The sequence below is a fragment of the Nocardia panacis genome (genome assembly GCF_003598715.1).
Taxonomy (GTDB): domain Bacteria; phylum Actinomycetota; class Actinomycetes; order Mycobacteriales; family Mycobacteriaceae; genus Nocardia; species Nocardia panacis.
Genome location: NZ_QZFU01000041.1, coordinates 37,863 through 51,593 on the forward strand (window position 1 = coordinate 37,863; position 13,731 = coordinate 51,593).

General features: G+C 63.5%; 12 protein-coding genes. 4 read left to right on the top strand and 8 right to left on the bottom strand.

From position 1 onward, the window contains the following. Nucleotides 1-18: 18 nt before the first annotated feature. From D5S18_RS28165 to D5S18_RS28185, 5 genes are all read right to left on the bottom strand, one after another. The gene (locus D5S18_RS28165) at nt 19-738 is read right to left on the bottom strand and encodes a hypothetical protein (protein WP_120044147.1); all 720 of its coding nucleotides are present in this window, start codon (nt 736-738) and stop codon (nt 19-21) included. 273 nt (nt 739-1,011) lie between these two features. Beyond that, the gene (locus tag D5S18_RS28170) at nt 1,012-2,802 is read right to left on the bottom strand and encodes a phage minor capsid protein (protein WP_120044148.1); all 1,791 of its coding nucleotides are present in this window, start codon (nt 2,800-2,802) and stop codon (nt 1,012-1,014) included. Between the two features lie 18 nt (nt 2,803-2,820). Then, nucleotides 2,821-4,257, bottom strand: coding sequence for a hypothetical protein (locus D5S18_RS28175; protein ID WP_147404224.1), 1,437 nt, complete (start codon nt 4,255-4,257; stop codon nt 2,821-2,823). Nucleotides 4,258-4,490: 233 nt separating this feature from the next. Continuing rightward, nucleotides 4,491-5,798: a PBSX family phage terminase large subunit gene (locus D5S18_RS28180; RefSeq protein WP_120044150.1), complete on the bottom strand. Its 1,308-nt coding sequence runs from the start codon at nt 5,796-5,798 to the stop codon at nt 4,491-4,493. Further along, nucleotides 5,795-6,238 carry a helix-turn-helix domain-containing protein gene (locus tag D5S18_RS28185; protein WP_147404226.1) on the bottom strand — a complete coding sequence of 148 codons (444 nt, stop codon included), beginning with the start codon at nt 6,236-6,238 and terminating at the stop codon, nt 5,795-5,797. The genes D5S18_RS28180 and D5S18_RS28185 overlap by 4 nt, the downstream gene beginning before the upstream one ends. A gap of 1,011 nt (nt 6,239-7,249) precedes the next feature. Here D5S18_RS28185 and D5S18_RS28190 point away from each other — a divergent pair. Further along, nucleotides 7,250-7,801, top strand: coding sequence for an NUDIX hydrolase (locus D5S18_RS28190; protein WP_239004054.1), 552 nt, complete (start codon nt 7,250-7,252; stop codon nt 7,799-7,801). A 154-nt stretch (nt 7,802-7,955) separates the two neighbouring features. Then, the gene (locus D5S18_RS28195) at nt 7,956-8,732 is read left to right on the top strand and encodes a carbohydrate kinase family protein (RefSeq protein WP_203236958.1); all 777 of its coding nucleotides are present in this window, start codon (nt 7,956-7,958) and stop codon (nt 8,730-8,732) included. Here D5S18_RS28195 and D5S18_RS28200 read toward each other — a convergent pair. The 3 genes from D5S18_RS28200 to D5S18_RS28210 are packed head-to-tail and all read right to left on the bottom strand — an operon-like array spanning nt 8,729 to nt 11,224. After that, the gene (locus tag D5S18_RS28200) at nt 8,729-9,397 is read right to left on the bottom strand and encodes a hypothetical protein (protein ID WP_120044154.1); all 669 of its coding nucleotides are present in this window, start codon (nt 9,395-9,397) and stop codon (nt 8,729-8,731) included. The genes D5S18_RS28195 and D5S18_RS28200 overlap by 4 nt on opposite strands. A 7-nt stretch (nt 9,398-9,404) precedes the next feature. Continuing rightward, nucleotides 9,405-10,544, bottom strand: coding sequence for a radical SAM protein (locus tag D5S18_RS28205; RefSeq protein ID WP_120044155.1), 1,140 nt, complete (start codon nt 10,542-10,544; stop codon nt 9,405-9,407). Continuing rightward, a complete protein-coding gene (locus tag D5S18_RS28210) occupies nt 10,541-11,224 on the bottom strand; it encodes a hypothetical protein (protein WP_120044156.1) in 684 nt (227 codons plus the stop codon). Before D5S18_RS28210 ends, D5S18_RS28205 begins: the two co-directional genes overlap by 4 nt. 188 nt (nt 11,225-11,412) lie before the next feature. Between D5S18_RS28210 and D5S18_RS28215 the strand changes: the two genes are divergently transcribed. Both D5S18_RS28215 and D5S18_RS28220 read left to right on the top strand, forming a co-directional pair. Continuing rightward, nucleotides 11,413-12,828, top strand: a complete 1,416-nt coding sequence (locus D5S18_RS28215; protein ID WP_239004055.1) for an NsdA family TPR-like regulatory protein — start codon at nt 11,413-11,415, stop codon at nt 12,826-12,828. Next, complete coding sequence (locus D5S18_RS28220; protein WP_120044157.1) at nt 12,825-13,730, top strand: aminoglycoside phosphotransferase family protein; 906 nt, start codon at nt 12,825-12,827, stop codon at nt 13,728-13,730. Before D5S18_RS28215 ends, D5S18_RS28220 begins: the two co-directional genes overlap by 4 nt. Nucleotide 13,731: the final 1 nt, after the last annotated feature.

The window sequence follows — 13,731 nt, forward strand, 5'->3', positions numbered from 1 at the left end:
CCTTGATGGGGGTGCGGGTTACTTACGGCCGAGGATCTGATTTGCTCGGCCTTCCTTGACCGCCTTCACGCGCTCGGACGGCGAAAGGGCCTGGTACTGCGCGTAGGTGAGCTGCCCGGAGTTCTCGCCCCTACCCGAGCCGGTATCAGCGCCGGAACGTTTCGGGGGCTTGGGTGGCTCCGCCATGGGAGCAAGACGGAACTTCGGGTTCTTCTCGACGGCCTTGGCGATCTCCGTTGCCACCTGGGCAGTGAAGTCGTCGGCGGTGACGTCGAGTTTGGAGACGGTCGCGGCGAAGGTCCGGGAATCGAGCAGGGCGTCCGCATCGATGTCCTTACCGGCAGCGCGGAAGACCGCCAGTTCGATGCGAGCCTCGTTGGCGTCATCGACAGCCGACTTGAGCTGTGTGGTCAGCTTCTTCGGGTCGCTGGCCTCCTCGGAGACGAAGCCGAACAGCTTGCCGACCTGATTCTTGAACTCGGTCAGGTCGGTTTCGGCCTTGCTCGCGCGGGTGCGGTAATCGGCGGCATCGTTGCGTGCGGACCGCAGCCGCGGATCTTCGGCCTGACTGCCCTTCGGCTCACCGGTGCCGCCTTCACCACCTTCCGTGGCATCGACACCAACGGAACCCTGTCCGGTGCTCTGCGGCGCATCCGGAGTGTCGAGCGCGGTTTCGCTGTCGACGTCGGCGGTCTCGGGCGCGGCGGTCTGTTCGGTTGCGAGCTGGGCGGTAGACATGGCGAACCCTCCTGGGGTACTGGGTGATTTGGTTCGTCCGCGCCAGGCGGTGCATGAACGCGCCCCGCCAGCGAATATGGGGCGCGGGTATCGGGGTTGGTAGCTACTCGGTGCGGGGCACGTCGAGCGCGTGCTTCAGTCTTCCGCGTAACCACATTCGGGCCAGCAGCTCACGAGAACTACCGGCTGGGGCTGGCGTGTGCGGATTGACGGCGTCCGCCTGTCCGGCGGCTTCCAAACCCTCTTGATACGCGCGGTAGAGGTCGCGTCCGCTCATCGCAGGAAATCCCCTCTCGCGCTTCGTATCCGGTTGGCCTCATGCGGGTCGAGCAGATCGGCTTTGAACTCGTCGAGAGTCGGTCGGCCATGCTGGTCCCAGTAGGCGCGCAGTTCTTCCGAAGCGTACTTCTCGGCGGTCTTGGCGTTGCCGAACCAGAGTGAGCGCGGGTCGATACCGGCGGCCTGCCCGGCCTTCGACAGCATGTAGCCGTTCGTGGCTTCCTCGGCGGCAAGCCAATTCGTGTAGGCGTGGTCCTTGAAGGCGTGACGGGCAAGATCGTTGAACGACTTCCCCTCGTACCCTTGCCCGCGAAGCATCGAGATCGCCGCTTGCGAACGCTGGGTCTTCACCGAGATTCCGTACGCCTTCTCGACGGCGGATTCATGATCCCAACCGTCGGCCGTGAGCTTGTCGTACTCGCGCTCGTATCCGGCCCACCGCGCGGTCTGCTTGGCGGCGAGCTTGCGGCGGTGCAGATCCTCGGCGTCGATGCGGTCGAGGAGGTCCATGTCGAGATCGTTGACGGCTCGTTCGGCGAGGTCGGCAAGCTGCTGCTCGTCCAGGTGCTCCAACTCGCGCTTGCGGCGCGCAAGTTTCGTATCCGCTTTGGCCGCTGCTGGTTTGGTGTCGATCTCCGGCGAGAGCTCCCGGCGGATCAGTCGGGTTGTCGTCTGCGCGTTGTCTCCGTCGCCCTGGCGCAGTTGCTCGCGTTGGGGGCGGCGGGTGACGCCGGTCCGCTCGACATGGTCGCGGATAGCAGTTCGGCGGGCACGAATCTTCGCCGCTGCCGCCCTCTTCGCGTCGGGCGTGATCGCGGCGGCCTGCTGCCGTTTCGCGTCGCGGACTTGTCGTTCCAGACGGCGCCGCTCCTGTTCGTCGGCGTAGCCCTGCTCGTCGTACGGTTCAACGTTCGGACGCGGTGCACCAGGAACCCATAAGGTGTGGGTGTGCCTGCAATTCGGATGATGCAGGCCAGCGGATTCCGCCTCCTTCATCGTCGCGGCAACCGTTTCGGTCACCGTCGCACCGGTCAACGGAGATATGGCGTCTACCTTGCCGTTCGGGGTGCGGCCGGTCAGCGAAACGATGCGCCCCTCGAACTTTCGGCACTGCGGTGCCGGGCGAGGATGGCTGGAGATGACGACCAGGTCGTAGCCGCGCTCCAGCAACCGGTCCGTGTGCCCCTGTTTCAAGGCGCGCAGTGCGGCGGTGCGCACGGCCATCTCGGCGTAGGTGTCGATCCGCCAGTTCCGCCCGGCCTTGTCGCGGAAGCTGTTGATCCCGCGCGCCGCGAACTGGTCGAGGGCGGCTTGTGTCGCTTCGCGTCGGGTGCCGACGCCGGTCACGATACGCCCCGCGACATCGCCGACGATCTGGCGGTAGCTGTCGACCGTCGATCGCAGGATTTGCGAATGCGTCGACACGACAGCCGCAGTGGCTTCGGCCGCGAGTGCGGCCACGGCCTCTTGGGAGACCACTGGGGCGGGTGCGGTGGACGGCGGCCCTGGGATATCTCCGTCAGCGGCGGCGATACCGGTTGCGTGCGCGGCCAGCAGTGCGGCCTCGATCTGTTCTGCGACAAGTGGATCGAGGGATAGCAGGAATCCGCGGGCGTCCTTGGACAGGCGGGCGATCTCGCCGAGCTGCACGCTCACCCACTGCGGGGTGTCGATACCCTTCTCAATCGCCTTGGCAATGCGGGCGAGAAGTTGTACCTCGGCATCCGCGTAGATCTGGGCGACTCCGTCCTGCAACCCTGCTACTGCGGCGGGCTCGAATGCCATCGGCTGACCCACCTTCTGCTATGCAGCGAACAGCAGCTCCTCGCTGTCGTCCTCTTCGTCGTCGGTGGTGCGAGGTTCGTCGTCGACCGGTTCTTCCTCGGCGGCATCACGTTGAGAGAACGGTTGATCTGCGCCCAACCTCAGCGGATCAGCGACCGCGCCTTCGTCGAGAATCCGAGCGACTTCGTGTGCGACCTGCTGGTCGTCATAGTCGGGATTCAGGTAGCGGACCTTCCATTCCGTGGATGCCGCTTTCGCGGATTCGAGCGCCTGGAGGGTCTGCCCCTTGGACTGCACCGATTCACGCGCGGCGGGCGGCCAGTGCACTTCGAGTTCCTGACCCACGACCGCGCCGGTCTCGAACACAGCGGCATCGACTTCGATCAGCGTGCGTGCGGCCCTTGTCAGTACGGCCTTCCAGATGCCGGAGCGGGTCTTGAACGTCGCGGTGCTGGCGTCCTTCTTCGCGTCCACTTCGGTAGCGGTCATGGCCGCGCCGGAGTCGTCCGAGAGGCCGAAGGTATACGGGGAGAACCCGACTCGGCGCAGGATGGCGCGCAGGAATCCTTCGCTGGTGCGGAGGTGGTCGTCGACTCGGATCGCGAATTGGTGCGCCTCGATGACCGGGCTACCGTTCGGGACGCCGCCGACCTTCTCGTACACCTCCTGTTCGACGTTGAAGGCCGTGCCCTTGCCTGGCCCCTTCACCTCGAGCAGGTGCTCGGAGACCATCAGCCGAGCCTTGGCCAGGCGCACGTCACGCGCGAGCGAGGAGTAAGTTTCGTCGATCTGGTCCATCAGGCCGATCACGGCCGGGTCGCCTATATCGGAGCGGCCGAAGTGCCGCAGAGTGCCCTTGCCGCGAAACACGGGGTTGGGCAAAGCGTTCGGGAAGTAGAAGGCGGTCAGGCCAGCGGTACCGGTGTCGATGTAGCCTTCGTCGTTGACGGGAATACCCTCGGTCTCGGGATGCTCCCATAGTTCGATCCGTCCGCCGAGCGTGATGGCGGTGCCTTCGTACAGGCCGTGATAGATCCGGCCGTACACCTGCCTCTGGGTACCGTCGCTGTAGAACTCGGTGAAACCCGGCTCGTGCCGTTCCAGATGCCGTAGCACGCGATCCTCGGCCTCATTCTGGTCGACGACTTCCCAGAAGGTCACCGCGGACAGTTCGCCGTAGATGAACTCGGGCACAGCTTGATCGGCATCGACGAAATCGAGCCAGGCGTGGTCCTTGACCGCAGTGTTCCACACGATGCGCGCGTAGACGCCGCCCAGCGCCGAGCCCGATTCCGCGCCTTGGAGCATCGCCGAGTGCATATGCGGCGAGTTGAGGATCTTGTCGATGCGCTCACGGGCCTCGTCGTTCGCGTCCTGGTCGTCGGCGGCAACCCGAAAAGCGACGGGATCGGGTAGCAGTAGCGACGCGGCGGTCTGCACGATATCGGCGGCCACCGGGATATGGATCTGTCGAATCTGGTTCGACACATCGGGTTTCGTACCCCAGAACAGGCGTTTGATCCGATCGCGCCACGTCGCACCCAGGCCTGAACGGGTCGGTTCGCCGTGGCTCGCCGACAGCTTCTCGGCGTCGCCCTCCCACCACACCTGGCAGTTGGCGAACATCCGGAAAGCGGGGGAGAGGTGGCGGGGCGGCCAAGGAGTGTTCGCGGTCGGCAACGGCATAGCTAGGCTGCCTCCTTGGCTGCGGGGATCGGAGTTGAAAGGTGCGAGAACCAGCGGAATTGCGAGGACACGACGGCGTATCGCAGGGCATCGCAGAAGTGGTCGTCGAGCTTGACCGGCTTGTCGATCCCCTTCTCCGACTGCTTGGAATCCCAGACATAGCCGTGGATTTCATTCAGCAGTCGTTCGCAGCGGTCGGAGATAAGCAACTGTCTGGTGGAGAACAGAGCGGCGACGGTACGGATACCGTCGAGCACTTCGTTTGTGGCGTCGGCGACGCGGGCGGTGTCGTCGCGGTAGAGCTGGAGCTTGAAACTCGCGGCGGCCGGGTCGACGAACACCCACTCGGGTTCGTGTTTGGTATCGCGCAGCCACTCCGCCAGCGCCGCAGACAGTTCGGCGTCGGTGCCACGCGGCGGTGACCATTCGTCGATCGCATACAGACGTCCGTCCGCGCCGATCCCTAGCAGGATTCCGGCGGTCGGGTTCGTCGTTCCGTAGTCGATTCCCAGCGCCAGGACCCGCGACATCTGGGGCAGGTTACCGTGGGGCACTTTGTGTTCGGCCTCGTCGAAGGATTCGTAGATCGCTCCATCGGCGACAACCCACTTCCCCAACACGAACCGCAGGTACCAGACGCCGGTGTAGCTGGACTTCAGCGAGGCGACGAAATCCGGGTCGAGGTTCGGGTTGTCATCCAGGATGAACGTGAACCGGTGCAGATCCAGCGGTCGATCCGGGTCACCGGCCTGGAGTCGAGCGAAGTCTCCTCGGCGGTCAATGATGCTGCCGTCATCGCGAATCCAGAATTTCGCCCGGTCGAGCCATTGCGTCTTGAACCAGTGCCGGGGCGACTCCGGGTTGCCCGTGGCGAACATCTGTGCGCCGGGGACCGAGAGTCGGGAGAAAAGCATGTTCCAGTACGACTCCGGCAGGGTCGGCGCCTCATCGACATACGCCCCTGCCAGGGTCAGGCCCTGAATCTTGGTGCGGGCGGCCTCGTTGTTCGCGCCGACGAGGATCACTATGCGCCCGCAGATGTTGACGGTGCCGTTGCCTCTGTTGATTGAGACGCGGCCCGGTCCAAGCATTTCCTGAATCGGCAGGATCAGGTTGTTGATGATGGTGCGCTCGGTGCGGCCGGTCATGAGAAGCGTTCCGGGCGGCCCCTTGCGGCAGTAGCGAATCCAGTCGATCAGAGAGCAGATCGTTTTCGACGAACGCACCGAGCCTTCGTACACGTTCAGGCGCGCGGTCGAGTTTTGCACGGCGAGGAGCTGCTTGCCGACGAGCGGCCGGATCGCACTCATGCCGCCTGCCCGAGTTCGCCGGGATCGCTGGTGGCACTGCCGAGCATCGCGTCCAGCCATACGTCCACGGCGGGCAGGTCTTTCCCGTCATGCAACATCTTCTGTGCGGCGAGCTGGTCGAGACCGGTGTACTTCGTGCGGCGCTCCATGATCTTCAGGGCGCGGTCGATTGCTTGCAGGTCGCCGCGCGATGCCTTCTTCCAGATGCCGAGCAGCATGGCGTCCAGCCGGGAGATTTCCAGCGAGAGCATGGATTCCGCGGGCTCTCGCGTGAGTTCTTTCATCGACTCTTCGACGTAGGAGTGCGCGGTCGAGGTGGAGATGTCCAGCGCTTGGGCGATCTGCCGGTAGTTGGCTCCCGTCTCGCGAAGCTGGAGCGCTTGGGCCATTCGTTTGCGCTTGTCGATGGATTCGGGGCTGGTTCTGCTTTTGCCTGGCACCGGGGTGCCTCCTCGCGGTGCGTCGGACGCACCAGGCGGCCGGATGCGGTGGCCGGGCCGTCTGGGCGGGCCGTCCTCGCCCCTCCCAGCGAGGCCGGGCCTCATCCGCCAATGAGCGCTGTAGTTGTGCGCGGGGGCGGCCTTGCTGAGGAGGAGCGAGGAAAGTGCGACGCCCCCGCTACGACCGGTGGGGAATCCGGGAGCGGGGGCGTCTGTGGAGGGCGCGTGGTGCGAACACCGCCTGCTGCCCTCGGCTCTATCAGGCGCTATGCGGAGGAATGCACGCGACGCCGATGGCTGGAGTCTATCGGTGGGTCTGCGACACTGCGGATTTGGAGTCGCACTCTGCCGCACACGCGTGACTTCGGTACTGTGTCTATCGCCCCTGAGAATCCTCCTCCGATCTCCACAAATGGTGGAGCGAGGCTGCTCGCTATGTCCTCACTCTGCCAGGACAGGACTTTTCAGTGAATTTGCTTGGGGCCTTGGCGGGAGTTGCTGGGTTGATCACTGCGTCGGCTGCTGCGGTCGCACGGATCAGGATTGCTAGAGCGAAGGCGGCCGTGGCCGAGCAAGCTGTGAGGGATCTCCCGCCAGAGCAGCGCTCGGCGGTAATCCATGCTCTAACAATGCTTCTCACGACACGTAAGGATCTATGAGAGGGAGGAGATCGGGCCGTGCCATGGTCAAGCCCGACGCTGCACACGAGAGGACGCTTCGGCCGTGCAGGTTCGCTGGTCTGGTTTTCCGGCCCACTGTCCGATGGCTTCGGCGAACCGAATGAGCAGATCTACCGGCGGTGAGTCAAACGACAAGTCAATCTTCGTGGTGTGCTGCTCTGGAATCCGCTGTGGTAGTTCGCTACTCATGGCTTCCCCTTGCGGTTCGATGCGCCTCTTGATGTTGGCCGAATGACGTTCTGGCGGTAGTTGAAGTGTCGAGTTCTGCGACTTCAACGGCCATGCTCGTTCGCGATTCGTCGATATGCATTCGACGCATAACCTGCTCGCGTTGAACGAACTACGCTCGGAGCGCTTGACCCACAGTTGCTTCAGCGGTCCAGTTCAACACATACGTTTCGTTCTGAAGGGAGATGTCTTGGAAACGACAGTCGAGCCGAGTCAGACGGCAAAGCCGCAGCGACACAAGGTCACCGGTGACGTGCACCTGATCCTGCGTCGTGGCGATGAGGTGCTGTTCGGGCAACGCCAGAACACCGGGTACGAGGATGGCGCGTGGCATTTGCCTTCCGGTCATCTCGAAGCCGATGAGTCGGTTGTCGAGGCACTGATTCGGGAGGCTGATGAGGAGATCGGGGTGCGTATCGTGCCTGCGGATGTCCGCTTCAGCCACATCATGCACAACTCGTCGTCCGGTGGTCGGGTGGCGTTCTTCTTCACGGTGGACCGCTGGGATGGTGAGCCGACCAATCGCGAACCGGACAAATGCGCTGCACTGGAGTTCTTTCCGATCCGGGACCTGCCCGACCACATGATTGAGTACTGTCGTGCGGCTATGGGGCACGTGAGCGATGACGAGCCCTTCTCGGCATTCGGCTGGTAGCACTATGACCACGCAAGACAGACCGGTGGTGTGCATCAGCTATCTGGCATCAGCCGAGCTGTGGAGCGTGCCGAAGTTCCCCGCCGTGAATCACGGAGCCGAAATCCGGGCAACGGAGATGTCTATCGCGGCAGACGGTCCCATGGTCGCGGCAGTGTTGGCGGCGCTGGAAGTGCCGACCCTGCTCGTGGCAAACGATTTCGGCAGTGACGAGGCGGGCCGACGAGTCGGGCACTGGCTACAGCAACACGGCGTTGGCGCGACGGCTGTAGCCAGTACCGACTACGCAACTCGGCGAGTCGTGGTTGTCTCCGACGGTGACCACACCCGCACGTGGTTCGCCTACCTTCCGGGAGTGGCCGACGCGCTGGAGCGGGTGGATTTATCCAGCATCGCCACGGCTTCGTTCGTATATCTTGACGCCTACCAGCTCATCGAGGCTGCGGCGATACGAGTGATCAGGACTGTCCGTGCCCACGGGCAGCGCCTGTTCGTCAACCTCGGAGGGATTCCACTGTCCGACGCACTGCGGCACGAGTTGGCGGGATACTCGAATCTGCTGATCCAAACCAACATCGACGATGACGACCACGTCGAGGCTCCGAGCGTGGCCCGAAGATTGCTCGAGTGGACATGCGCGGACTGGGTCATCGTGACCACGGGCCGCTACGGCGCGCTCGCCGCCAGCCACTCGCAGTTGCTGACTACCTCGGCGGTTCCGGTCGAGGTCCGCCATACCCATTGCGCGGGAGCCGCGTTCTCTGGTGGACTCCTCTACGGACTGCACGCCGGTATGCCGATGCGGCGCAGCCTGATGCTCGCCTCGGCGAGCGGGGCGCTTCGCTGCGTTCGCGACCAAAGCGCCCCGCTGCCTTCACTTCACGATCTCGAATCGCTTGTCACACTGCTGGCGCGCCCCGCTTCCAACTAGAAGAGGCCCCATTCCTCCAGGCGCACAACGAGTTCCTGAAAACGCTCCGGCGTCATCCGCTTCTTGAAAGACTCCTCGGGCGACTCCTGACCAGCGCCATATTGCCACCACACTTCGCCCGTCGCACGGTCGCCGACCAGAAAGCGATCCTTCACAGCCGGGCCTCGGACGACCAGCGAAACAGTGAAAGGTTCCGCCACTACGGCGTGCACCATCGTGTGATGGAGCGCGTAGCCGACGCCGACCGGTTCCTCCCGCACCTGAAGAACCGGCAGCTTCACCGGGTCGATCTGATCGTCAACCTCCGCGTTGCCGAACAGGTAGTGCCGGTACTGCCCGCGAAGTATGCGGCTCGCGTATGACCACCGGTGATTGTGCGGCCGATCGAAATAGCCCGGCAGGAACACATGCAGGCGAATCCGCACTCCCGAGTCGTCGTCGTTGAACAATACGATCTTGTCCAGGATGTCGTAGTGTTCGCACAGCGTGAGCAGTTCCGGCTGGTTCGGCAGGCCCCAGAGTCGGCTGCGCACAATGGCGGGATCGGCAGCCACCTCCTCGAAGAACTCGAACGAGGCGCGCTCCACTTCGTCGATGTCGTTCCAGTCGATGCCGCACACTTTGGCCGCCGCGAGGTCGAGGTCGGACGTGTTGGTCTCATACATTGGCTGTTCACTCCTCGGGTTTGGCGCTGGATTTCCACAGTCGACAGACCGGCACGATGTCGGGGTAGGAGCTGCACGAGGACGCGCCCATCACCAGCTCCTCCGCCGGGCAGCCCCCCATACATGCCTTGGCTTTGCAACCTCCGCAGCTACTTTCACTGAGGACGCTGGTGAACAGCTCGAATTCGTTGGGGCCGTGGTTGAGCTGGACCTGCCCGTCGGTCATCTGGGCGTAGTTCATCTTCGTGTCGAACAGATAGCTGCACACGTACGCGCGGCCGTCCGGGAAGATCGAGATCCGGTCGAGCGTGCGCCCGATGCATCCCTGATAGCCCTCACTTGCATACCGATCGATCTGATCGCGTCGGACGTATGTCGGCTGGTACCAGACTCGCGTTCGGTATTCGGGCGCAACCTGATTGAGGTTGTCGCAGAACGCGACCCATTCCGGCGGAGTCATCGCCATCTCGGGATTGCCGTGCCCGACACCGATCGTGCTGAATACGTGGAACTTGACCAGGCTGACGCCCAGTTCGTCTGCGACGGTGAGCAGTTGGAGGGCGTCGGTTTCATTCGATTTGTTGACCGTGCAGATGATCCGAGTATCGAAACCGCGGGCGGTCAGTTCATCGATTGTCGCCATCGCGATATCGAACGTTCCAGGTCCCCGCACGACGTCATGGGTCGTCTTGCTGCCGCCATCAAGACTGACCTGGATGTATGCGAAATCGGAGGGTTCCATCTGTCGGAACTTCTTAGCAGCCGGGACCTGCGCGTTTGTCGTGGTGATGACGTGTTCGTACCCGATCTTGGCCGCCGCGCGTATCGAGTCGACGAAGTACGGGTGCAGCGTCGGCTCGCCTCCGAGGATGGTCACCTTGCTGCCGCCCAGCTTGCGCCACGTGGTGAGCCAATCGACGATTCGAGGAAGCTCGATCTTCAGCGCGCGCTCCAGGCGCTCACCCATATAGCAGTGCTCACAATGCAATTGGCACGCCTCGGTGATGTAGAGGTAGACGTTGCGGAACCGTCCGTAGGCGACAGGGTCGATGCGTTGGGGCTCCGGCATGGTGATCTTGCGAGGCATCCGGGCATGGCCGTAGCCGTCGCCACGGACCTTGGGTGCCGGCAGTGGAACAGATGTCATTTGACTGCGCTCCGAGAAATGAGAAGGGGGGCAAGCAGATTCGCGGACCCATCGATCGTCGAAGTAGTGTCGAGTTGGGTGACGGTGATGCCCGCTTCGGTGAAGCCGGTGCGGATGCCGCTGGCAGCGTTCTGGTAGCGCTGAAGCCTCGCCCGCAGCAGGCGAGGGGAGTCGCCACGACGTGGATGCAGCAACCCGTCGCAGCGTGAGCACGCCCAGGGATCATCCGCCCGTGGAATCACCGGCAAGCGCGGGTCGGAAATCGGGTCGCGCTCGCAGCGATGGCAGACCTTGCGGTGTTGTGCTCGCTGCTTCAATGTCTTGGCGTCGGTCAGGAGTTCGATCGCCTCGACATGGCATCGCGGCTCGACCTGTGCCACAACGGACAAGAGTTGGCCGACCTGATTGGCAGCGCCGGGGAAGTTGTCCAGCAATACGGTATGGGCGTTCGGGTCGTCCGATACACCTCGGCAGTAGTCCCGAAGCGCCAATTCAACGGTTTGCTCGTCGATCCATCCCAGGTGCCGACTGTCGGTCGCCGTTGCCAACAGGACCTCTTGCGGTACATGCTCGCGAAGGCGAAAAACCCGTCTTCCCGATTCAGCCCCGAGCACCATCGTCAGCGTGGTCTTGCCCGCAGCCGGTGGCCCGAACAGCGGAACGACCAAAAATAGCCCCACAGGCCCGCTCCTTCCTCGACGCGATTTCGGACAACCCAAGAGTCCGACGACGAAGAAGGCGAAACCACAACACCAATGCATTCGGGATATGCGCCGAACGCATAGACCGCTGCGGCACTGCGTGATACCTTCCGCAGATCAGGGAGATCGAGGGGGTCGACGCCCCAAAGTCCAGCCGGAGCGGTCGCATGAAGCCGAATCCGCGGTCACGGCGCTACTGTGCCCATTGCGGTACAAGGCTGAACTCCTACAACAACGAATCCTTCTGCGGCGCTTGCGAACCCACCATCCTGAAACCGCCCACCCTTCCGCCCGCGTTCTGGCAGACCGACCTGATGCGCGACGCTCTCGCCACCTGGCATATGGGGCGCGTGATCTACGCCTATCGGACCCACCCCTTCCACAGGCGAACGCTCGCGCAAGACATGGTGGCCGGCTGGCTGAACCTCACCCAAGGCCAATTGAGCAGGCTTGAGAAGGGCACCGCGCCGGAGCAACTGAGCAAGCTCATCCACTGGGCCGAGACTCTGAACATCCCGAGTGATCTCCTTTGGTTCAAGCTGCCGAAGCGAAACGCCGATACGCTCGAGGATGTGAACCGCCATGGATTCCTACGAGTCGCGACAGCAGTCACGCTCGTCCCTGGAACCTTGCTCGAACTGATCTCCGCCCTCAAAACGACACCCGTTCCGCCGACAGTCGGACAGGACGAGATCGACGAGATCCGGACCGCAGCCAAGCAGATCAGTTCATGGGACGCGACGGATGGTCGCGGCCTCGTACGCGAAGCGGTCTTCGCGCAGCTGCGGTACGCGGTTCGCCTGCTCGGTGCGAACGCGACTCCCAGAGACAAGATGGAACTTCGCTCGGCCGTAGGATTCCTCAGCCACACAGCCGGATTCATGGCATTCGACCGCTACGACCACAAGGATGCCCGTAGCATGTTCGAGCTCGGGCTGGCCTGCGCCGAAGACGGCAAGGACTGGAACCTCCGCGCGAAAGTCCACTCATCGATGGCCCGGCAGTCGATCTGGCGCGGCGATCCCGACGACGGATTGACCTCCGTCGAACTGGCATTCGTACGATCCGACCGGCTCACCGCGACCGAACGGGCCATGTTGCACACGACAAAAGCTCGCGCGCTGGCGAAGCTCGGGCGCGTTCAGGAGACCCTTACCGAGATCGGCAGGGCCGATGAAGAATTCGCCAAAGCACGCCCTGAGAACGACCCCGCGTGGATGAAGTATTACGACCTCGCGCAGCACTCCGGTGACACCGGCCACGCACTATATGACCTCGCTATGGCCGGCCAGTTCTCCGGGGAAGCGCGAATCCGCCTCTCCGACGCTGTAGACGGGCACACCGACGCCTATCTCCGCGCCCGCGCGATCTCGGGAATCAAACTGTCGTCACTGGTGATGGCGGTTGGTGATCCGCAGGAAGCGGCAGCGATCGGACACCACGCACTCGAAGACGCCGAACATCTGCGGTCCCGGCGAGCGGCCGACGACCTCCGGGATCTGTACCGAATCGCATCGCGGAGAATCGACCAGCCCGAGGTGGCAAACCTGACCGGCCGAATCGAAGGACTCTTCGCCACATGACCGCCGAGACCATGCCGGATCCAACCAGCGAGATCCTGCGCACCGCGTGCGCCCGCGCCGGTCTGGACTCGGCCGGCGCGACGGTCCTCAACCGCAGTGAGAATGTCATCTATCGGCTCCCCGGTTCCGTGGTCGCGCGAATCTCCAGGCCGGGCCAGCGCGCCGCCGCCCTCCGCGAGGTCGAGGTGGCTCGCTGGCTCGAATCAGTCGACGTTCCCGCCGTCCGTGTACTGCCGCAGACTGATCAGCCGATCGTTGTCGACGACCAGGCAGTGACCTTCTGGCGAGAATTGCCGCCACACCGTCACGGAACGCCGACCGAGGTGGCAGGGGCGCTTCGCAAGCTGCACGCGCTCACCCCTCCGGCAACATTCGACCTTGGCAGGCTAGATCCATTCGTCCGGCTGGGCCAGCGGATCGAATCGGCGAGCACCATATCCGCCGACGACCGCGAATGGATGCGTGAGCACCTGGCGGAGTTGAAGGAGCATTGGACTCGGTTGCCGGAGGGGCTTCCTTGGTGTGTTGTGCACGGGGACGCCTGGGTTGGGAACGTGGTAGCCACGGAGGACGGCGAAGTCGTTATGCTCGACCTCGAACGGACATCCATCGGTCCACCGGAATGGGACACGGTCCACACCGCGATCAAGTACAAGTCACTCGGCCAGATCACAGAGGACGAGTACCGTTCCTTCTGCGAAGTCTACGGATCTGACGTCACGATGTGGGACGGGTACGAACTACTGCGTGATCTGCGCGAATTCCGGATGACGACCATGGCGGCTCAGACCGCCGTTACGATCGAAGCCGATCAGCCACAAGCCGACCACAGGATCGCTTGTCTCCGAGGAAGGCTTGGCCCCCGACCTTGGTCCGGATGGTGGCCGGTGCCATCCCGATAGC